The 19,510-nt window shown below is 73.5% G+C and carries 18 protein-coding genes; 5 read left to right on the top strand and 13 right to left on the bottom strand.

Going from position 1 to position 19,510, the window contains the following annotated elements:
• Positions 1-155: 155 nt before the first annotated feature.
• From pstS to mshD, 8 genes are all read right to left on the bottom strand, one after another.
• Complete coding sequence (pstS, locus tag ACIA79_RS06965) at positions 156-1,286, bottom strand: phosphate ABC transporter substrate-binding protein PstS (RefSeq protein WP_399427103.1); 1,131 nt, start codon at positions 1,284-1,286, stop codon at positions 156-158.
• A 618-nt stretch (positions 1,287-1,904) separates the two neighbouring features.
• A complete protein-coding gene (locus ACIA79_RS06960) occupies positions 1,905-2,324 on the bottom strand; it encodes an NUDIX hydrolase (protein WP_399427102.1) in 420 nt (139 codons plus the stop codon).
• Positions 2,321-3,214, bottom strand: a complete 894-nt coding sequence (locus ACIA79_RS06955; protein ID WP_399427101.1) for a CHAD domain-containing protein — start codon at positions 3,212-3,214, stop codon at positions 2,321-2,323. Before ACIA79_RS06955 ends, ACIA79_RS06960 begins: the two co-directional genes overlap by 4 nt.
• Positions 3,201-5,444 carry an RNA degradosome polyphosphate kinase gene (locus ACIA79_RS06950; protein WP_399427100.1) on the bottom strand — a complete coding sequence of 748 codons (2,244 nt, stop codon included), beginning with the start codon at positions 5,442-5,444 and terminating at the stop codon, positions 3,201-3,203. Before ACIA79_RS06950 ends, ACIA79_RS06955 begins: the two co-directional genes overlap by 14 nt.
• Before the next feature lie 180 nt (positions 5,445-5,624).
• Positions 5,625-6,590 (bottom strand): ABC transporter permease, encoded by a 966-nt coding sequence (locus tag ACIA79_RS06945; protein ID WP_399427099.1) that lies wholly within the window; start codon positions 6,588-6,590, stop codon positions 5,625-5,627.
• On the bottom strand, positions 6,587-7,474 hold the full coding sequence (locus ACIA79_RS06940; protein WP_399427098.1) for an ABC transporter ATP-binding protein: 888 nt from the start codon (positions 7,472-7,474) through the stop codon (positions 6,587-6,589). The genes ACIA79_RS06945 and ACIA79_RS06940 overlap by 4 nt, the downstream gene beginning before the upstream one ends.
• Complete coding sequence (locus tag ACIA79_RS06935) at positions 7,471-7,857, bottom strand: GntR family transcriptional regulator (RefSeq protein ID WP_399427097.1); 387 nt, start codon at positions 7,855-7,857, stop codon at positions 7,471-7,473. Before ACIA79_RS06935 ends, ACIA79_RS06940 begins: the two co-directional genes overlap by 4 nt.
• 103 nt (positions 7,858-7,960) lie before the next feature.
• Entirely contained in the window at positions 7,961-8,896 is a 936-nt protein-coding gene (mshD, locus tag ACIA79_RS06930; protein WP_399427096.1) for a mycothiol synthase, read from the bottom strand.
• Positions 8,897-9,027: 131 nt separating this feature from the next.
• On the opposite strand from mshD, the gene ACIA79_RS06925 reads away from it, so the two are divergent.
• Together ACIA79_RS06925 and ACIA79_RS06920 are read left to right on the top strand one after the other, a co-directional pair.
• Entirely contained in the window at positions 9,028-10,833 is a 1,806-nt protein-coding gene (locus ACIA79_RS06925) for a bifunctional metallophosphatase/5'-nucleotidase (RefSeq protein ID WP_399427095.1), read from the top strand.
• 86 nt (positions 10,834-10,919) lie between these two features.
• The gene (locus ACIA79_RS06920) at positions 10,920-11,786 is read left to right on the top strand and encodes a phosphatidylinositol-specific phospholipase C (protein ID WP_399427094.1); all 867 of its coding nucleotides are present in this window, start codon (positions 10,920-10,922) and stop codon (positions 11,784-11,786) included.
• Here the strand turns inward: ACIA79_RS06920 and ACIA79_RS06915 are convergent.
• The 5 genes from ACIA79_RS06915 to ACIA79_RS06895 form a co-directional block, all read right to left on the bottom strand.
• Complete coding sequence (locus ACIA79_RS06915; protein WP_399427093.1) at positions 11,766-13,241, bottom strand: ATP-binding protein; 1,476 nt, start codon at positions 13,239-13,241, stop codon at positions 11,766-11,768. The genes ACIA79_RS06920 and ACIA79_RS06915 overlap by 21 nt on opposite strands.
• A complete protein-coding gene (locus ACIA79_RS06910) occupies positions 13,238-13,960 on the bottom strand; it encodes a response regulator transcription factor (protein WP_399427092.1) in 723 nt (240 codons plus the stop codon). Before ACIA79_RS06910 ends, ACIA79_RS06915 begins: the two co-directional genes overlap by 4 nt.
• 20 nt (positions 13,961-13,980) lie before the next feature.
• Positions 13,981-14,949, bottom strand: coding sequence for a S1C family serine protease (locus ACIA79_RS06905; RefSeq protein WP_399427091.1), 969 nt, complete (start codon positions 14,947-14,949; stop codon positions 13,981-13,983).
• Between the two features lie 124 nt (positions 14,950-15,073).
• Positions 15,074-16,102: a LacI family DNA-binding transcriptional regulator gene (locus ACIA79_RS06900; protein WP_399427090.1), complete on the bottom strand. Its 1,029-nt coding sequence runs from the start codon at positions 16,100-16,102 to the stop codon at positions 15,074-15,076.
• A gap of 24 nt (positions 16,103-16,126) precedes the next feature.
• Complete coding sequence (locus ACIA79_RS06895) at positions 16,127-16,921, bottom strand: response regulator transcription factor (RefSeq protein WP_399427089.1); 795 nt, start codon at positions 16,919-16,921, stop codon at positions 16,127-16,129.
• Positions 16,922-17,166: 245 nt separating this feature from the next.
• On the opposite strand from ACIA79_RS06895, the gene ACIA79_RS06890 reads away from it, so the two are divergent.
• From ACIA79_RS06890 to ACIA79_RS06880, 3 genes are read left to right on the top strand one after another with little or no spacing between them, the layout of a single operon-like run.
• Positions 17,167-18,009, top strand: a complete 843-nt coding sequence (locus ACIA79_RS06890; protein ID WP_399427088.1) for an alpha/beta hydrolase family protein — start codon at positions 17,167-17,169, stop codon at positions 18,007-18,009.
• A gap of 35 nt (positions 18,010-18,044) precedes the next feature.
• Positions 18,045-18,299, top strand: a complete 255-nt coding sequence (locus ACIA79_RS06885) for a MoaD/ThiS family protein (RefSeq protein WP_399427087.1) — start codon at positions 18,045-18,047, stop codon at positions 18,297-18,299.
• Positions 18,300-18,309: 10 nt separating this feature from the next.
• On the top strand, positions 18,310-19,503 hold the full coding sequence (locus ACIA79_RS06880; protein WP_399427086.1) for a hypothetical protein: 1,194 nt from the start codon (positions 18,310-18,312) through the stop codon (positions 19,501-19,503).
• The last annotated feature ends 7 nt before the right edge of the window (positions 19,504-19,510 follow it).

The raw sequence follows: 19,510 nt of genomic DNA, 5'->3' as shown, positions 1-19,510 counted from the left end.
GGATGGGGGGTCGGTCCGGAGTCGCTCCGGACCGGGGGCCGGCCCGGAGGGGTGTCCCCGGTTGTTGCCGGGGGGTTCCCTCCGGGGCCGGCCGCGGCGCGGTGTCGCGCGTCCGTCCTGCCCGTACGGACTGCTCCGTACGGTCCTCCCCCGGGTCAGGAGAGGCCGTTGACGGTCTCGCGGACCTTGGCGTTGATCTCGGCGGGGATGGGGGCGTAACCGGCTTCGGCCAGGACCTTCTGGCCCTCGTCGGAGGCGGTGTAGGTCAGGAAGGACTTGACGGTGCCGAGGGTCTCGGCCTTGTTGCCGGTGTCGCAGACGACCTCGTACGTCACGAGGACGATCGGGTACGCGCCCTCGGCCTTGGTCTGGTAGTCCAGGTCGAGGGCCAGGTCCTTGCCGGTGCCCTTGATCTTGGCGGCGGCGATGGCCTTGGAGGCGTTCTCGGAGGTGGCCGCGACCGGGGCGGCGGCGCCCGTGTCGATCTGGACGGCCGGGATGCTCTGGGAGGCGGCGTAGCTCAGCTCGAAGTAGCCGATCGCGCCCTCGACCTGCTTGACCTGGGCGGCGACGCCGGAGGAGCCGGACGCGGCCTGGCCGCCGGGGGCGGGCCACTTCTTCTCGGCCTCGTACGGCCAGTCGGCCTTGGCGGCCTTGCCGAGGTACTTGCCGAGGTTCTGGGTGGTGCCGGAGTCCTCGGAGCGGTGGAAGGCCTGGATCGGCGTGCTCGGGAGCTTGGCCTCCGGGTTGAGCTTGGCGATCGCCGGGTCGTCCCACTTCTTGATCTTCGTGTTGAAGATCTTCGCGATGGTGGGGGCGTCCAGGACGAGGTCCTTCACGCCGGGGAGGTTGTAACCGATGGCGATCGGGCCGCCGACCATCGGGAGGTTGATGCCCTGGCCGGACTTGCAGATCTTCTTGGACTCGGCGACCTCCTCCGGCTTCAGCGCGGAGTCGGAGCCGGCGAAACCGACACGGCCCTGGTTGAAGCCGATGATGCCCTCACCGGAGGAGGAGGACTTGTAGTTGATCTCCACGCCCGGGCAGGCGGCCATGTAGTTCTTGACCCACAGGTCCATCGCGTTCTTCTGCGCGGAGGAGCCGGAGGCCAGCAGCTGGCCCTTGGCGCCGTCGCACTTGATGTTCGACGCGGCGCCGGTCTTCTTGCCACCGTCCGGGGTGCCCGTGTTGTCGTCCGAACCACACGCCGTGAGTACCAGGGCGCCGGAGACGGCGAGGGCGCCGAGCGCGGTGGCGCGAAGCCCGGTCTTGCGCTGAAGCTTCACTGTTGGGTGTTCCTTCCAGGAGCCGCCGCGAGCGTGTTCCGTACGGTTCTCGGCGGGCGGCGTGTGTCGGTTGGATAGTGGGCGCGCGGCGCGGAGCCGGTCACCGTGTACGGCCGAAATTAGGCAGGACAGGTGACGTGGCTGGCGGGGGAGAGTGAACGGCGGGTGAACCGTGACGGAAGCCGCGGTGAGGGGGTGTGGCGGTCATTGTCCGGGGGCGCTGGCCCCCGCCGTGGTGCCTCTTGTGCGGGGCGCGGGGGTGTGCTGCGGGGCCGCGGGGGCGGCGGTCCGGCCGTCCTTCCCGGGTGTGTCGTCCGCCCGGGCGGCGTGGGGGAGCCCGGGCCGCCGCCGGCGCCGGGTGGTGCGCCGGTGCGCGGGCGGGACGGGGGCGCACCCGGGCCACTCGCGCGGGTGGCGGGTGCGGGCGGGAGGCGTCGCCCGCAGGTGTGAGGCGGGGGCGCGGGCGGCGCGGCCCGCGCGGCCGTGGGGTCGCCGGGCGGGTCGGGCGAGGGGGTCTTCCGGGCCGGTCGGGGCGAGCAGGTCGGGCGGTGGTGTTTACGGGCCGGCCGGGCGAGCGGGTCTTCCGGGCCGGTCGGGTGCCTGCGTCGGGCGAGCCCGTCAGGCGAGCGGGTGGGTGGCGAGGAGCGCGCCCAGGAGGGACTGGTCCTTCTCGTACGTCAGGCGGGCCCGCGCCGCCGCCGGGGGCAGCCAGAGCAGCTCGTCGACCTCCCGGTTGCGGGTGAACGTGCCGCCGGTCGCCTCGGCCGACCAGTAGCGGACCTCCTTGGGGCGGCCGTCGACCTCGTACCGGGCGGTGGGCAGTTCGGGGCCCGGGGCGCACGTCATGCCGGTCTCCTCCAGGACCTCGCGCACCGCTGCCTCCCGGGCCTCCTCGCCGGGCTCCAGCTTCCCCTTGGGCAGCGACCAGTCCCCGTGCTTACGGCGGTGGATCACGGCCAGTTCCAGCCCGCCGCCGGCCGGGGAGCGCCGCCACAGGACGCATCCCGCCGCGCGGATCACCGGCCCGCGCGGCGTCATGTCGTCACCGTCGTCCGCTGCCAGGCCCGCTGGAAGGCGCGGCGCGCCGCCTCGACCTCGTGGCGCTGGTCCGCGTGGAGGACGCCGAGGACGTACGCGGTCGCGGGCGCGATGCGCGGCGTGCCGGCGGCGCTCGCCGCGGCGGACGCGGCCTCCGCGGCGTCGCGGTGCCGGTCGAGCGCGCGGCCCGCCTCGTACAGCGGTGCCTCGGTGCCGATGACCTCCTGGGCGTAGCGGTGCAGCCGCAGCAGCAGCCGTACGTGGTGCCAGGAGGTGTCGTGCTGCTCGCCGCCCACGACGGGGGCGGTCGGCAGCGCGGTCACCGCGTCGAAAAGGCGCCGTTCCACGGCCTCCGCGGGCGCGCCGAGCACCTCGCGGGCCGGGGAGCCCGCGGCCGGTCCCAGCGGCACCTCCGAGGCGAGGAGCGCCACGCCGTCGGCGACCGCGTGGAAGCGGGACGAGCCGAGGGCCTGCAGGGCGGCGGAGTGGGCGCGGGTCCTGGCCAGCGTCAGGCGCCGCTCCAGCAGCGCGCCGGCCCGCGCCCCGCCGACCGCGAGCGCCTCGGCGCCGCTCGTCAGGCGGGACAGCGCGTCCACCAGCCGGACGAGCCGCGAGGTGCAGGCGTGTTCCTGGGCCAGGATCCCGGAGAGCCAGGCCAGCTCCGTGCGCAGCTGGTCCGCCCACGCCGCGTCCAGCAGCGGCCGGAAGGTGTGCAGCGTGCCGCTGATGCGCCGGGCGGCGGCCCGCAGCCCCCGTGCCGCCTCCTCCGCGCCCGCCGTGTCGGCCCCGCTCTGCGTATGGAGGCGCAGGTTCCGCAGGAAGTCCCCCGCGCGGGCGTGCAGGTAGGGGGCGAGGACCTCGCCCGCGGTGAACTGGTCAGGGTTGTGCACGCCGGCGCCTCCGCGCGTCTATGAGCATCTCCTGGACGTGTCGCAGCGGCTGCCCGTCCCCGTCCGTCGCGTGCCGCGTCCACTCGCCGTCGGGGCCGAGGTGCCACGACGAGGTGGTGTCGGCCATGCCCGTCTCCATGAGACGGGTCAGTGCGGCGCGGTGGGCCGGGTCGGAGACCCGTACCAGCGCCTCTATCCGCCGGTCGAGGTTACGGTGCATCATGTCGGCGCTGCCCAGCCACACTTCCGGCTCACCGCCGTTGCCGAAGGCGAAGACGCGGGAGTGCTCCAGGAACCGTCCGAGGACGGAGCGGACCCGGATGTTCTCCGACAGGCCCGGGACGCCGGGCCGCAGGGCGCAGATGCCGCGCACCCACACGTCGACCGGGACGCCCGCCCGCGAGGCCCGGTAGCAGGCGTCGATGACGGCCTCGTCGACCATCGAGTTGGCCTTGATGCGGACGTAGGCGGGGCGCCCGGCGCGGTGGTGGACGATCTCCTTGTTGATGCGGGAGACCAGGCCGTCGCGCAGCGACTTGGGGGCGACCAGCAGCCGCCGGTAGGTCTCGCGGCGCGAGTAGCCGGAGAGCCGGTTGAACAGGTCGGACAGGTCCGCGCCGACCTGCGGGTCGGCGGTCAGCAGGCCGAGGTCCTCGTACAGCCGGGCCGTCTTGGGGTGGTAGTTGCCGGTGCCGACGTGCGAGTACCGGCGCAGCGTGTCGCCCTCCTGGCGGACGACGAGCGACAGCTTGCAGTGGGTCTTCAGGCCGACGAGGCCGTAGACGACGTGGCAGCCGGCCTCCTCCAGCTTGCGCGCCCACTTGATGTTGGCCTGTTCGTCGAACCGGGCCTTGATCTCCACGAGGACGAGGACCTGCTTGCCGGACTCGGCGGCGTCGATGAGGGCGTCGACTATGGGGGAGTCGCCGGAGGTCCGGTACAGCGTCTGCTTGATGGCGAGGACGTCGGGGTCGGCGGCGGCCTGCTCCAGGAACGCCTGCACGGAGGTGGAGAACGAGTCGTACGGGTGGTGCAGCAGGACGTCGCGCTCGCGCAGGGCGGCGAAGATGTCGGGCGCGGACGCCGACTCGACCTCGGCGAGGTCGCGGTGGGTGCCGGCGACGAACTTGGGGTACTTCAGCTCGGGCCGGTCCAGGGCGGCGATGCCGAACAGGCCGGTCAGGTCCAGCGGCCCGGGGAGCGGGTACACCTCGGCGTCGGAGACCTTCAGCTCGCGTACGAGCAGGTCGAGGACGTACGGGTTTATCGACTCCTCGACCTCCAGGCGCACCGGCGGCCCGAAGCGGCGGCGCATGAGCTCCTTCTCCAGGGCCTTGAGCAGGTTCTCCGCGTCGTCCTCCTCGACCTCGAGGTCTTCGTTGCGGGTGACGCGGAACATGTGGTGCGCGAGCACCTCCATGCCCGGGAACAGCTCCTCCAGGTGCGCGGCGATGACGTCCTCGATCGGTACGTAGCGCTGCGGGGACGCTTCGAGGAAGCGGGAGAGCAGCGGCGGCACCTTGACTCGGGCGAAGTGGCGGTGGCCGCTGACGGGGTTGCGCACGACGACGGCCAGGTTGAGGGAGAGGCCGGAGATGTACGGGAAGGGGTGCGCGGGGTCGACCGCCAGCGGGGTCAGCACGGGGAAGATCTGCTGGCGGAAGAGGGTGAAGAGACGGGCCTGTTCCTTCTCGGTCAGGTCGGGCCAGCGGATGAGGTGGACGCCCTCGTCGGCCAGCGCCGGGGAGATGTCCTGCTGGAAGCAGGCGGCGTGCCGGGCCATGAGCTCGCGCGACCGGGTCCAGATCAGGTCGAGGACCTCGCGGGGCTGGAGGCCGGACGCGGAGCGGGTGGCCACGCCGGTGGCGATGCGGCGCTTGAGGCCGGCCACCCGGACCATGAAGAACTCGTCCAGGTTCGAGGCGAAGATCGCGAGGAAGTTCGCTCGTTCGAGGAGGGGGGTGGCGGGATCCTCGGCGAGTTCCAGCACCCGTTCGTTGAACGCCAGCCAGCTGCGCTCGCGGTCCAGGAAGCGGCCCGCGGGCAGCTCGGCGGTGCCGCTGCCGTCCTCGTACGCGTCGAGGTCGCTGTCGATGTCCGGATCCAGGTCGGGGACCGGGGCGCCCGCGACGGTGTGGGGCCGGTGGGCGGCTATGGAACCGACGGACGGCTGGACGTGCTGCACGGGCGGGACCGACGGGACCTGGACATCGGCGGGCTGCTGGCTCATGGCTCCATTCTTCCGCGCGGAGGGGTGGTCAAGCGCGTCGGAGCGGGCCGCTGACACGGCGGGCTTCATTCGGTGAGCTTCGCAAGCATGTCTGAATCACCGGTAACGGTTACGTGACGTGCCGGGGGCGGACGGCCAGACCCCCGTCCGGGCCGTCCGCCCCGTCCCCTCCCCGCCCGGTTACGGGCAGTGGCGGCGCAGCACGCGGAACGCGGCGTACGCGGCCAGGCCCGCGAGGGCGAGGACGATTCCGGTCTCCAGGAGCTGGACGGGCCAGAAGTGCGTGGCGGGGTGGTATTCGGCGTACCAGCCGGTGACGTCCGGGGGGCACGGGGTCGTGGTGTCGGGCTGCAGGCACGCGTCGTAGGGGAGGCGGCGCCCGTCGGTGGTGGTGAAGCCCGAGCCGACCAGGTAGGCGTCGAAGGGCAGGCCCGCCAGGCCGTGCGACAGGTCCGTGCCGGGACCGCTCACGTGCACCGGCGGCCTGAGCTCCCAGCGCAGGGTCCCGATGCCCAGGAGCAGGGTGCCGGTGACGCCCGCCGCCGTGGTCATGGCGGCGACGGTACGGCGGACCAGCAGTCCGGCGAGGGCGCCGACGGCGACCCCGAGCAGGCAGTAGGCGCCCAGGGCCGGGCCCATCGCCTCGTACGCGCCCCGGTCCGCCCAGCCGAGGTGCTCGTGGGAGAAGACCGGCTTCCGGCCCAGGCGGAACACGGCGGTGAGGACGGCGGCCGTGCCGGCCGCCAGGGCGGCGGCGAGGAGGAGCTTGGCGGCGAGCCAGCGGGCGGGGGTGACCGACTGCGTCCAGGCGACCTGGTGGGTGCCGCTCTCCAGCTCCCGCGCCAGCATCGGGCCCGCGACGAAGGCGCCGATCAGGGGCGGCACCGCCATCAGCGCGAACAGGGACCACTGGAGTGCCAGCGCCAGGAAGCCCTGCGGGGTGACCCAGTCGCCGAAGAGCTGTGCGCCGCACGCCTCGGGTTCGCCCGCGAAGCAGCGGGCCTCGTCCATGGAACCGGCCACCCACAGGCGCAGGCCGGCCGTGGCCGCCGCGGCCAGGGCGAGGAGGGCCAGGGTGACCCGCAGGGCCCGCCGGTGCTGGCGGACCACCACGCGGCCGGCGCGGGCCGTCGTCGGCGCGCTCATGCCGCGCTCCCGTCCGCGCCGGGGGCGAGCAGGGGCGGGGCTTCGGGGGAGCGGAGGTGGCCGAGGAGCAGTTCCTCCAGCGTGGGTTCCATGGTCCGCCAGGAGGGGGTCTCGACCGGGCCCTCGCGGCGTATGAGCGCGGTGAGCTGGCGGCCGGTGGTGCGGGCCTCGATGACCGTGTGCGGGGAGAGGTCGGCGACGGGGCCGGTGACCAGGGTGTGGGCGCCCAGGATGTCGTCGATGCCGCCGCCGAGGCGGATCCGGCCGCCGTCGAGGAGGAACAGGTAGTCGCAGGCACCCTCCAGTTCGCCGAGGATGTGGGACGACATCACGACGGTCGTGCCACGCTCGGCGGCGTCCGCCATGAGCGTGCCCATCAGCTGGTGGCGGGCGTGGGGGTCGAGGTCGGCCATCGGCTCGTCGAGCAGGAGGAGTTCGGCGCGCTTGCCGAGCGCGAGGGCGAGTGCGACGCGGGTGCGCTGGCCGCCCGAGAGGCCGCGGACGCGGGCCGCCGGGTCGAGCTTCCCGGCCGCGACGACGCGCTCGGCCGCGCCGGCGTCCCAGCGGCCCGGGTTGAGCTCCCCGCCCATGCGGAGGGTGTCGGCCACCGTGAGCTGCGGGTACAGCGGCTTGTTCTGGGCGACGTACGCCACCCGGTGGCGGGCGGAGGCGGGATCGGTGCCGAGGACGCGCAGGGTGCCTTCGTCGGGGTGCAGCAGCCCGGCCGCCAGGGCGAGCAGCGTCGACTTCCCGGCACCGTTCGGGCCCGTGAGCGCGCAGACGCGGCCGGCGGGTAAGCGGAAGGTGCAGTCGGCCAGGGCGGGCGGGCGCCGCCGTCCGTACCGTTTGCCGAGACCGCGGGCCTCCAGTGCGGCGCTGGTCATGAGTCGTCCCCCTCGTAGGTCCGGTCCAGTACGGAGGTGAAGAGCGCCGTCACGTCGTCCCGTTCGAGTCCGGCCGCGCGGGCGCGAGCGGCCCAGGCGGCCAGTTCGCCGCGCAGCGGGGAGTCGGCGGGGGCGCTGCCGAGCGTCCTCCGTACGAAGGTGCCGAGGCCGCGGCGGGCCTCGACCAGGCCCTCGCGCTCCAGTTCGCGGTAGGCCTTGAGCACCGTGTTCGGGTTGATGGCGGTGGCCTCGACGACCTCGCGCGCCGTGGGCAGCCTGTCTCCGGGCTCCAGCAGGCCCAGGCGCAGGGCCTGTTTGGTCTGCTGGACGATCTGGAGGTAGGTGGCGACGCCGCTGCGCCGGTCGATGCGGTACTCGACCACGTCCTTCCACCACCCTTTCACTAATCAAGTAGTGAAAGGGTGTGGGCAGAGAGGGCGAGGTGTCAACACCCCGCCCTCTCCCCGGTGGCCGGCTGCGCCCGCCTCACGTCTCCGAGCGGTACATCAGGTCCACCTCGTGGGTGGTGAAGCCCATCCGCTCGTACACCCGGACCGCCGCCGTGTTGTCGGCGTCCACGTACAGCATCGCCGTCGGCAGGCCCTGGGCCGCCAGGTGCCGCAGGCCGATCGCGGTCAGCGCCTTGCCGAGGCCGCCGCCCTGGGCCTGCGGGCTGATGCCGAGCACGTACACCTCACCGAGCTGCTCCTCGGCGTGCACCTTCGTCCAGTGGAAGCCCACGACCTCGCCGTCCGCCTCCCGTACGGCGAGGAAGAAGCCCTTCGGGTCGAACCACGGCTCCTCCTTGCGGTCGTCCAGGTCGCGCTGGGTCATCGAGCCCTGCTCGGGGTGGTGCGCGAACGCGGCGGCGTTCACCGCGAGCCAGGCCGCGTCGTCCTGCCCCGGCACGAAGGCGCGCACCGAGATGCCGGGCGGCAGCTCCGGCTCCGGGATGTCCAGCGGTACGAGCGGCCGGCGCATCTGGCGCAGTTCGCGGAAGAGGGTGAGCCCGAGGACCTGGGAGAGGTGGCGGGCGGCCGACTTGCCGCCGTGCGCCCACACGCGCAGCCGCTTGCCGGACGCGGCCAGCAGCGCGCTGCCCAGGGCCCGTCCGTGACCGCGGCCGCGGTGCGCGGGGTGGACGACCAGCTCGGCGGCCGGGGCCTCGACCGGGTCGGTGTCCTCCAGCTGGGCGTAGCCGACGAGCTCGCCGCGCACGGTGAGCAGCAGGTGCGACACGCCCGCGCGCCGCCCGTGGCGCAGCTGGAGCCGTCCCTGTTCGGAGACGGCCTGCATCCCGTCGGTGCGGGCGGCTTCGTCGAGGAGGGCGAGGACGTCCCGGGCCTGCTCGGGGGAGAGCTCGTCGAGGGTGTCGATGCGTCGGCCGGGCTCGATGCCGGATACGGGGGCGTCAGTCGTCATGCGTACGAGCCTACGGCCGCCTGCGGCCGGGTGAAGGCAACCACCTCGTAACCTGCTACCCCCTGTTGCGCTACGCGCGTTGACCCTAGGCTGCGCTGGGCCACCCGCAACTTGGACCAACGAGGGGACAGATGTCAGCGACACCGAAGAAGAACCGTGCGGCACGGCGGATACTCGCCACCGCCGCCGGACTCGCCACCGCCGGCGCGATGGTGGCGGCCCTGCCGGCCGGCGCCGACGACCGGGGGCGGCCCGCCGGGAACCACGGGCGCACCGTCGACGTGCAGCTGCTCTCCTTCAACGACCTGCACGGCAACCTGGAGCCGCCGGCCGGTTCCTCCGGGCAGGTCACCCGCACCCACCCGGACGGCACCACCACCAAGATCGACGCGGGTGGCGTCGAGTACCTGGCCACGCACCTGCGCGAGGCGCGCAAGGGAAACCGCTACTCGGTGACCGCGGCCGCGGGTGACATGATCGGCGGCTCTCCGCTGCTGTCGGGCCTTTTCCACGACGAGCCGACCATCGAGGCGCTCAACAAGCTGAAGCTGGACGTCTCCTCCGTCGGCAACCACGAGTTCGACGAGGGCGCCAAGGAGCTGGCGCGCATGCAGGACGGCGGCTGCCACCCCACCGCGGGCTGCTTCGAGGAGGGCAAGACCTTCCGGGGCGCGAAGTTCCCGTACCTGGCGGCCAACGTCACGCACGAGAAGACCGGCAAGCCGATCCTCGACCCGTACTTCATCTGGGAGCGGGACGGCGTCAAGATCGGTTTCATCGGGGTGACCCTGGAGGGCACCGCGAACATCGTCACCGCCGAGGGCGTCAAGGGCCTGAAGTTCGGTGACGAGGTCGAGACGATCAACAAGTACACGAAGGTCCTGGAGCGCAAGGGCGTCAAGTCCGTCGTCGCCCTGATCCACGAGGGCGGCGCGCCGGCCTCCTCGTCGTACAACTACGACTGCGACAGCCCGGGTGCGGGCGACGGGATCTCCGGCCCGATCGTCGACATCGCGAAGAACCTCAGCCCGCAGGTCGACGCGCTGGTCACCGGCCACACCCACCAGGCGTACGTGTGCACCATCCCCGACCCGGCCGGCAAGCCGCGCATGGTCACCTCGGCGGCGTCCTTCGGCAAGCTGTACACGGACACCACGCTGACCTACGACCGCCGCACCAAGGACATCGTGCGGACGTCGGTCGAGTCGGCGAACTACGTCGTCAGCCGTGACGTGCCCAAGGCCGCGGACATGACCTCGCTGATCGGGCGCTGGAACACGCTCGCCGCGCCGATCGCGAACAAGCCGCAGGGCTTCATCTCGGCCGACATCAACGGCCGCGGCTCCACCGCGTACGAGAAGCCGCTCGGCGACCTGATCGCGGACGCGCAGCTCGCCGGTCTGGCCCCCGCCGACAAGGGCGGCGCCCGGATCGCGCTGATGAACCCGGGCGGCATCCGCGCCGACCTGGTGTACAAGGCCTCCGGCAGCGAGGGCGACGGTGTGGTGACGTACGGCGAGGCCTTCACGGTGCAGCCGTTCACCAACATGATGAACGTGGTCGACCTGACCGGTGCTCAGCTGATCGCGGCCCTGCAGCAGCAGGTCAGCGGCTCCAACGAGGCCTCCCCGAAGATCCTGCAGGTCTCCAGGGGCTTCACGTACACCCTCGACATGACGAAGACGGGCGCGGCCCGGATCGACGTGGCGTCGGTGAAGCTGGACGGCGAGCCGCTGGACCCGGCCAAGACCTACCGGGTCGCGATGAACGAGTTCCTGGCCGGTGGCGGTGACGGCTTCCCGGCCCTCGCCCAGGGCAAGAACAAGCTGGTGGGCGCGTCCGACCTGGACCTGTTCAACGCCTACCTGGCGGCCAACTCCTCGGCTAGCGCGCCGATCGCGCCGCCGGCGGCGGACCGGATCACGGTCATCAAGTAGGGCACGGCACCGGGAGCGGGGCAGCGGCTGCGCTGTCCCGCTCCTGTGTCTGGTGGAGTTGACGTGAACCCGTCATACTCCGCGCCATGGACCTGGACCGACGGAGCTTTCTCGCGGGTGCCGCCGCACTGTCCGCCACCGCGCTGCTGGGCGCGGCCCCGCCCCGGCCGCGGGTGCTCGGCACCCAGGACTGGATGGCCGCCTTCAGCGGCGACACACCGCTGCGGACGCTGACCATCCCCGGCACGCACGACTCCGGAGCGCGGTACGGCGGCCCCTGGGTGGCCTGCCAGAACACCACCGTCGCCCAGCAGCTGGACAGCGGCATCCGCTTCCTGGACGTGCGGTGCCGGGTCACCGGCGACGCCTTCGCCATCCACCACGGGGCCTACTACCAGAACCTGATGTTCGGCGACATCCTCATCGCCTGCCGCGACTTCCTCGCGGCCCACCCCTCCGAGACCGTCCTGATGCGCGTCAAGCAGGAGTACTCCGAGGACTCCGACGCCACCTTCCGGCGGATCTTCGACCTCTACCTGGACGCCAAGGGCTGGCGGCCCCTGTTCCGCATCGGCGACGGGCTGCCCTCGCTCGGTGAGGCGCGCGGCAGGGTCGTCCTCCTCGCCGACAACGGCGGCCTGCCGGGCGTCCGGTACGGCGACGGCGCCCTCTTCGACATCCAGGACGACTACATGGCCGAGCCCGGCGCCAAGTACCCGAAGATCGAGGCGCATTTCCGCAAGGCGGCCGCGCAACCGGGCAAGCTGTACGTCAACTACGTCTCCACCTCCGCGCTGCTGCCGCCCCGCTGGAACGCCGACCGGCTCAACCCCCGGGTCCACGGCTTCGTGGACGGCGCCGAGGCACGCGGCTGGAAGGGCCTCGGCATCGTCCCCCTGGACTTCCCCCACACCCGCGCCGGGCTCGTCGAGTCACTGATCCGGCACAACTGACGCGGCTCCGGGCGGCGGTGCCGGGGCGCCCGGCAGCCGCACCACCGCGCGGGTGCCGCCCCCCTCGGCCGCCGTCAGCTCCACCTCTCCGCCGGCCCGCCGGACCGTACGCGCCACGATCGACAGGCCGAGGCCCGAGCCGGGCAGGCTGCGCGCCGACGGCGAGCGCCAGAACCGCTCGAAGACGTGCGGCAGCTCGTCGGGCGCGATGCCCGGCCCGTGGTCCCGCACCACCAGCTCGCCGCCGGCCAGGGACACCTCGACCGTCCCGCCCGGCGGCGAGAACTTCACCGCGTTGTCCAGGACGTTGACCAGCGCCCGCTCCAGCGCCGCCGGCTCGGCCCGTACGTACCAGGGCCGCACGTCCACCGGTGTGATCGTCAGCTCCGGTCCGCGCAGCCGCGCCCGCCGCAGCGCGGTGTCCAGGACGTCGTGCAGCGCCACCACCTCCAGCCGGCCGGAGGCCGCCGCGTCCGGCCGCGCCAGCTCCTGCAGGTCACCGATGAGCGACGCCAGCTCCGTCATCTGCGCCGTGACCGACGCCATCAGGGCCCGCCGGTCCGCGGGCGGGATCGCCCGGCCCGTCTCCTCGCTGCGCGCCAGCAGCTCGACGTTCGTCCGCAGGGACGTCAGCGGGGTGCGCAGCTCGTGCCCGGCGTCGGCGATCAGCTGCGCCTGCCGGTCGCGGGACGAGGCCAGGGCCGCCGTCATGGCGTTGAAGGACCGCGACAGCCGGGCGATCTCGTCCTCGCCCTCCACCGGGATCCGCACGGTCAGGTCCTCCGTACGGGCCACGTGCTCGACCGCCCCGGTGAGCCGGTCGACCGGCCTGAGCCCGGTGCGCGCCACCCACAGCCCGGCCGCGCCCGCGCCCACGACACCGACGCCGGAGACGAGGAGCAGCAGCAGGGCCAGATCGCCCAGGGTCCGCTCGGTCTCCCGGAGCGGGAAGCCGTACATCACGGCGGTGTCCGCCACGACCCCGCCGCCCGGGCCCTGCGTGACGGCGGCGACCGTCAGGACGCGTACCGCGTTGCCGGTGCTGTCCACGCCGTCGCGGTACGCCTCGGCGTCCGGGTCGGCCTGCCGCGCCACCTCCCGGTCGGAGCCCTGGACCCGCACGGTTCCGGCGGAGCCGGCGAAGACGCAGGGCTGCGCGGCGGAGGCCCGGACGAGCTGGAAGTAGTACACCGGCTTCGGGCCGCCGAAACCGGTGGGCGCCGCGGGACCCGCCGGGCAGCTGCGCAGCGCGTCGACGACGTCGAGGGTCTGCAGGCCGGCGCCGGCGCTGACGGACCGCAGCTTCGCGTCGACCTCGTCGTACAGCTTGCCGCGCACCACGAACCAGCAGGCCACCGACACCGCGGCGACGGCGACCGCGACCGCCGTCGCCGTCAGCAGGGCGAGGCGGGAACGCAGCGGCAGGGCGCGGAAGCGCGCGACCGGTCCGGTCACTCGGTGCCTCCGGCGCGCAGCACGTAGCCGACGCCCCGCACGGTGTGCACCAGCCGCGGCTCGCCCGCCGCCTCCGTCTTGCGCCGCAGGTACATCACGTACACGTCCAGGGAGTTGGAGCTCGGCTCGAAGTCGAAGCCCCACACCGACTTGAGGATCTGCTCCCGGGTCAGGACCTGCCGCGGGTGCGACAGGAACATCTCCAGCAGCGTGAACTCGGTACGGGTCAGCTCCACGCGCCGCCCGCCCCGCGTCACCTCGCGTGTCGCCAGGTCCATCCGCAGGTCCGCGAAGCTCAAGCCCTCGGCGTCGGGCTGCTCGCCGGCGGTCCTGGCGTACGAGCTGCGCCGCAGCAGCGCGCGGATCCGGGCGAACAGCTCGTCCAGCTCGAACGGCTTCACCAGGTAGTCGTCCGCGCCGGCGTCCAGGCCCGTCACGCGGTCGCCGACGGTGTCGCGGGCGGTGAGCATCAGGATCGGGACGGTGGAACCGGCGGCGCGGATGCGGCGCGCGGCGGTCAGACCGTCCATGCGGGGCATCTGGATGTCGAGGACGACGAGGTCGGGCGCGTACGCGTCCAGCCTGGCGAGGGCGTCGGCGCCGTCGACGGCGACCTCGGTGCCGTACCCCTCGAAGGCGAGGCTGCGCTGCAGGGCCTCTCGGACGGCGGGCTCGTCGTCCACGACGAGGATGCGGTCGGCGTCACCGGTGGGATGCATGGGGCCAGCCTCGCACGCGGTCAGCCGGCGGAGCCGGCGCGGAGCTCGTCCAGGTCCGCCTTGACCGTGTCGATCGGGATGGCGAAGCCCAGCCCCACGCTGCCGGCGGTGGAACCGGTGGCCGCGCTCGGCGCGTACATGGCGGAGTTGATACCGATGATCCGGCCGTCCATGCCGATCAGCGCGCCGCCGGAGTTGCCCGGGTTGAGCGAGGCGTCGGTCTGGATGGCCTTGTACGTGGTCTTCGACGCGCCGGTGTCGCCGTTGAACCGCTGCCCGCCGAACTCGAACGGCCAGCCCTGCCCCGGGTCCTGCGGCCGCTGCCCGCCCTCGTCCTTCGCCACGGTCACGTCCCGGTCGAGCGCGGAGACGATACCGCTGGTGACCGTGCCGGTCAGGCCCTCGGGGGAGCCGATGGCCACGACCTGGTCGCCGACGCGGACCTCGGAGGAGTCGCCGAGGGCGGCCGCCTTCAGCCCGGAGGCCCCCTCCAGCTTGATCAGGGCCAGGTCCTTGCCGGGGTCGGTGCCCACGACCTCCGCGGTACGGGTCCTGCCGTCGCCGAGCCGGACGGTGATCTCCGAGGCACCGGAGATCACGTGGTGGTTGGTGATGATCTCGCCGTCGGCGGTGATGACCACGCCGGATCCGGTGGACCGGCCCGAGGCGGAAGCCGCCCGGATCTCCACGATGCTGGGGGCCACGGCCCGGGCGACCCCGGCGACGGTGCCCGTGCTGCTCCGGGACACGTTCGTGCCGTTCACCGCGGTGCCGCCGCCCGCGCCGCCGTCCGTCCCGGTCAGCTGCTGGACCAGGACCGAGGCGCCGCCGCCGATCGCGGCCGCGGCGATCGCGACGGCGGCGATCAGGGCGACGGGACGCCGGGCGCGCCGGTGACCGGCGGCGGGGAGAGGCGGCGCGTACGCCGGGGGCGGCGGATACGCGGGATACGCGTGCGGCTGCTGCTGTTCACCCTGGTGGTCCGTCATGGGGACGACTCTCGGGGCCGCGCATGAGAAGAGGCTGAGGACGCCCTGAGAGTCCGGACAGAGTCCTGTATGCCCGGTGTAAAGGGCGGTCGCGGCTCCCCCGGGGAGGGGGGCCGGCCGGAGGCTACTCGCCGTCGCAGCCGCAGGAGCGGCGGACGATCAGGGCCGAGGGGAACTGCTTGACCCGCTCCCGGCGCGAGCCGGCGACCCGCAGGCCGTCGTCCAGGACGAGGTCGACCGCCGCACGGGCCATCGCCGGGCGGTCGGAGGAGACCGTCGTGAGCGGCGGGTCCGTCAGCGCGGCCTCCTTCACGTCGTCGAAGCCCGCCACCGCCAGGTCGCCCGGCACGTCCAGGCGCAGCTCGCGGGCGGCGCGCAGGACGCCGATCGCCTGGTCGTCCGTGGAGCAGAAGATCGCCGGCGGCCGGTCGGGGCCGGACAGGATCTTCAGCGCGACCTGGTAGGCGTCGTAGCGGTTGTACGGGGCCTGGAACAGCCGGCCCTCCACCGAGCGGCCGGACTCCAGCATCGCGCGGCGCCAGCCCTCCTCGTGGTCGGCCACCGGGTCGCCGACCGCGGGGGTGCTCTCCACGCCACCGAGGCAGGCGACGTACGCGTGCCCGTGCTCCAGGAGGTGGCGGGTGGCGAGCTGCGCACCGCCGATGTCGTCCGTGACGACGGCGACGTCGTCGAGGGCTTCGGGCCGCTCGTGGAGCAGCACCACGCGCGCGTCCCACGCCTCGATCTCCTGGGCGGCGCGGGCGCTCATGCCCTGGCTGACCAGGATGAGTCCGGCGACGCGCATCCCGAGGAAGGCCCGCAGGTAGTGGATCTCGCGCTCGTCGCGGTAGTCGGAGTTCCCGACCAGGACCATCTTGCCGCGGTCGGCGGCGGCCCGTTCGACCGCGTGCGCCATCTCGGCGAAGAAGGGCTGCCGGGCGTCCGGGACGATCATGCCTATGAGGTCCGTGCGGCGCGAGGCCATCGCTTGCGCCACCCGGTCGGGCCGGTAGCCCAGCTCCTTGATCGCTGCGAGTACCCGCTCGCGCGTGGCCGGGGCGACCGGCCGGGGTCCGTTGTTGATGACGTAGCTCACGACCGCGGTCGAAGTACCCGCAAGTCGTGCCACGTCGTCCCGCGTCACCTTGGCCACGCGCCGCAGTCTACGCGGGGTGACCTACCTCTGGGCAGGTCGTACGGAGGCTTCCTCGACCTCTCCGGCGTCCTGCGAACGGGTGACGGCGGCGGCCTTCGCCTTCTTCGCCTCTTTCGTGCGGGCCTCTTCCGCGGCGCGCTCGACCTTCTCGGGCGTCACGAAGCGGTAGCCCACGTTGCGCACGGTGCCGATGAGGGACTCGTGCTCGGGGCCGAGCTTGGCGCGCAGCCGCCGCACGTGCACGTCGACCGTCCGCGTACCGCCGAAGTAGTCGTACCCCCACACCTCCTGCAGCAGCTGGGCGCGGGTGAAGACCCGGCCCGGGTGCTGGGCCAGGTACTTCAGCAGTTCGAACTCCTTGAAGGTCAGGTCGAGGACCCGTCCCTTCAGCTTGGCGCTGTACGTCGCCTCGTCGACCGACAGGTCGCCGTTGCGGATCTCCATCGGGGAGTCGTCGGCGGTGATCTGCTGGCGGCCCATCGCCAGGCGCAGCCGCGCCTCGACCTCCGCCGGGCCGGCGGTGTCGAGCAGGACGTCGTCGATGCCCCAGTCGGCGGTGACGGCGGCGAGGCCGCCCTCCGTGACCACCAGCAGCAGCGGGCAGCCGGGGCCGGTGGAGCGCAGCAGCTGGCACAGCGACCGCACCTGCGGCAGGTCCCGGCGGCCGTCGACGAGGATCACGTCGGCACCGGGGGTGTCGACGAGGGCGGGGCCTTCGGCGGGGGCCACCCGCACGTTGTGCAGCAGCAGTCCGAGGGCGGGGAGCACCTCCGTGGACGGCTGGAGGGCATTGGTCAGGAGCAGCAGAGAGCTCATCGCGCCCCACCTGCCCGGGTCGTCGTTCCACGGTCGTGCACGGTTCGCTCGCCCATAACGTCGGTTCCTCCTCGGTCCCTGCCTGCGAGGACGTTGCGGCACTGCTTCCTACGGTCCGTACCGGTCGTACGGCCGGCTCCCGCGCCCTGAGAGCCTTTGTTCACCTGCCTGTAACAACGGCGGGAAAACACAAAAGGACCCGGGGGCTGCTCTGCCCGGATCCTCTGCCCAGCACAATAGCCCACATGAGCTCCGAGCCAGAGGGCGCATTTCACATCGCGGATGTCTCCTCGATCACGCGCGGCCTCCTGCGCGCAACCCTGCGCGCCTCCGACGGGGTGCCCATCGAAGCGGTCCATGAGCCGCATATGCGGCATGCGGTGCATACGGACAGTGTTGCGGACACCGTCATCGTTGTCGCGCACGGCTTCACGGGATCGGTGGACCGGCCGGCCGTCCGGCGCGCGGCGCGGGCCTTCCGGCGGTACGCGGGGGTGGTGACCTTCTCCTTCCGCGGGCACGGCGGCTCCGGCGGGCGTTCCACGGTCGGCGACCGCGAGGTGCTGGACCTGGCGGCGGCCGTGGCGTGGGCGCGTGAGCTGGGGTACGCGCGCGTGGCGACGGTCGGTTTCTCCATGGGCGGCTCGGTGGTGCTGCGGCACGCGGCCCTGCACAAGGACAGCGCGCGCACCCGCACGGACGCGGTGGTCGCCGTGAGCGCGCCCGCGCGCTGGTACTACCGGGGCACGGCCCCGATGCGCCGGCTGCACTGGGTGGTCACCCGGCCCGCCGGGCGCCTGGTCGGCCGCTACGGGCTGCGCACCCGCATCCACGACCGCGCCTGGGACCCGGTGCCGATGTCGCCGGTCGAGGCGGTGCCGCTGATCGCCCCGGTGCCGCTGCTGATCGTGCACGGCGACCGCGACCCGTACTTCCCGGTGGACCACCCGCGGATGCTGGCCGGGGCCGGGCCGTCGGAGCTGTGGCTGGAGCGGGGCATGGGGCACGCGGAGAACGCCGCGGACGACGCCCTGCTCGCCCGCATCGGCGACTGGCTGCGGACGGGCTCCCGGCGCGATGGCCCATGATGGATGCCGACGAGGCCGACGAAAGGAGTGCCGCTATGGCAGCGGGGACCATCCGCTACTGGGCCGCGGCCAAGGCCGCCGCCGGGACCGCCGAGGAGCCGTACGCCGCGGAGACCCTGGCCGAGGCGCTGGAAGCCGCGCGCGAGCGGCACCCCGGTGAGCTCGTCCGCGTGCTGCAGCGGTGCTCGTTCCTGGTCGACGGCGACCCCGTGGGGACCCGCGGGCATGAGACCGTACGGCTGGCCGAGGGCGGCACGGTCGAGGTGCTCCCGCCGTTCGCAGGAGGGTGAACCGCACAGCATGAGCAGCAGCGATCAGCAGTACCCGCCGTACGGGGACCCCTCGTACCCCGCGGACCCCTCTTACGGGGACCCCTCCTACGGAGACGCTCCGTACAAGGACCCGGCGTACGGCGGCGCCTCGTCCGGAGACGCTGCGTACGGGTACCAGGAATCCGGCGTCGCGCAGACGTGGGAGGGCCAGACCTGGGACACCTCCTACCAGCCGGCCGTCCCGCCCGGGCCGCGGACGCCGCCCGCGCCGCAGCAGCCGGACGCGGCCGCGACCGCCTACCTGCCGGTCCAGAACGCCGCGCCCGCGCAGGGGGCCTTCCCGCTGCCGCCCGAGGTCCCGTACGACACCCCGACCACGACCCTGCGGGCGGTGCCGCCCGAGCCCACCCCGGCGGCGGCCGGCGAGCCGGCGTACAGCGCGCCGGTCACCGTCGGGAACGCCCGGATCACCGATGCCCAGCGCGCCCGCGCCGAGGGGCGCTCGCCGATCATCGAGCCGGGTATGCAGCCCGCCGCGCTGACCGCGCTGCTGGGCGTCCTGATGGCGGCGGGCGCCGCCGTCGGCACGTACGGGCTGCTGGTCCCGCTGGTCCTGCTCCAGGCCGTGACCGCCGCCGGCTGGTTCCGGCTCAACGGCATGTGGCCGGCCCGCCAGGGCATCGCGCTCGCCTTCGCGGGCGGCCTCGCCGCGGACGTCGCGCTGCTCGCCGCCGGCCGGGAGCACGCGCCGGCCGCGATCCTCGGCACCCTCGGCGTGTGGCTCCTGCTCGTGGTCGTCCTCCAGCTGCGCAGCCACGCGGGCGCCGAGGAACGCATGTACGGGCTGATGGCCACCGTCGCGTCGGCGGCGCTCACGATCGTCGCGGCCGGGCACCTGGCCGCCGCCCCGGACGCCGTGATCGTCGGCGGGCTCGCGGTCGCGGTCGCGGTCCTCGCCCGCGCGCTGCCCCTGCCGGGCGCCGCGTCCCTGGCCGTCGCCCTGCTCGCCGCGGCGGGCGCCGGGGTCGCGGCCGGCGGGATGACCGGCATCGGCGCCCCGGGCGCGCTGCTGGGGCTCGGCGCCGGGGTGTGCGCCCTGGCCGGGCACCGGGCGGCGAGCTACGACTACCCGTCGCGCTTCGTCCACATGACGGCCGGTGTGGCGCTGCCGCTCGCCCTGGCCGCGCCCGCGGTGTACGTCCTGGGGCGTGCCCTCGCCTGACCGGGGA

It is taken from the genome of Streptomyces sp. NPDC051310 (assembly GCF_044455245.1).
GTDB lineage: Bacteria > Actinomycetota > Actinomycetes > Streptomycetales > Streptomycetaceae > Streptomyces.
The sequence above is the reverse complement of the archived record's forward strand: the minus strand, read 5'-3'. Positions and strand labels throughout refer to the sequence as shown.

What these genes read in the sequence shown, in the direction of transcription:
- ACIA79_RS06960 (WP_399427102.1), bottom strand. Translation starts at nt 2,324, where the DNA reads ATGACGCCGCGCGGGCCGGTGATCCGCGCGGCGGGATGCGTCCTGTGG.
- ACIA79_RS06950 (WP_399427100.1), bottom strand. Translation starts at nt 5,444, where the DNA reads ATGAGCCAGCAGCCCGCCGATGTCCAGGTCCCGTCGGTCCCGCCCGTG.
- ACIA79_RS06945 (WP_399427099.1), bottom strand. Translation starts at nt 6,590, where the DNA reads ATGAGCGCGCCGACGACGGCCCGCGCCGGCCGCGTGGTGGTCCGCCAG.
- ACIA79_RS06940 (WP_399427098.1), bottom strand. Translation starts at nt 7,474, where the DNA reads ATGACCAGCGCCGCACTGGAGGCCCGCGGTCTCGGCAAACGGTACGGA.
- mshD (WP_399427096.1), bottom strand. Translation starts at nt 8,896, where the DNA reads ATGACGACTGACGCCCCCGTATCCGGCATCGAGCCCGGCCGACGCATC.
- ACIA79_RS06925 (WP_399427095.1), top strand. Translation starts at nt 9,028, where the DNA reads ATGTCAGCGACACCGAAGAAGAACCGTGCGGCACGGCGGATACTCGCC.
- ACIA79_RS06920 (WP_399427094.1), top strand. Translation starts at nt 10,920, where the DNA reads ATGGACCTGGACCGACGGAGCTTTCTCGCGGGTGCCGCCGCACTGTCC.
- ACIA79_RS06910 (WP_399427092.1), bottom strand. Translation starts at nt 13,960, where the DNA reads ATGCATCCCACCGGTGACGCCGACCGCATCCTCGTCGTGGACGACGAG.
- ACIA79_RS06905 (WP_399427091.1), bottom strand. Translation starts at nt 14,949, where the DNA reads ATGACGGACCACCAGGGTGAACAGCAGCAGCCGCACGCGTATCCCGCG.
- ACIA79_RS06895 (WP_399427089.1), bottom strand. Translation starts at nt 16,921, where the DNA reads ATGAGCTCTCTGCTGCTCCTGACCAATGCCCTCCAGCCGTCCACGGAG.
- ACIA79_RS06890 (WP_399427088.1), top strand. Translation starts at nt 17,167, where the DNA reads ATGAGCTCCGAGCCAGAGGGCGCATTTCACATCGCGGATGTCTCCTCG.
- ACIA79_RS06885 (WP_399427087.1), top strand. Translation starts at nt 18,045, where the DNA reads ATGGCAGCGGGGACCATCCGCTACTGGGCCGCGGCCAAGGCCGCCGCC.
- ACIA79_RS06880 (WP_399427086.1), top strand. Translation starts at nt 18,310, where the DNA reads ATGAGCAGCAGCGATCAGCAGTACCCGCCGTACGGGGACCCCTCGTAC.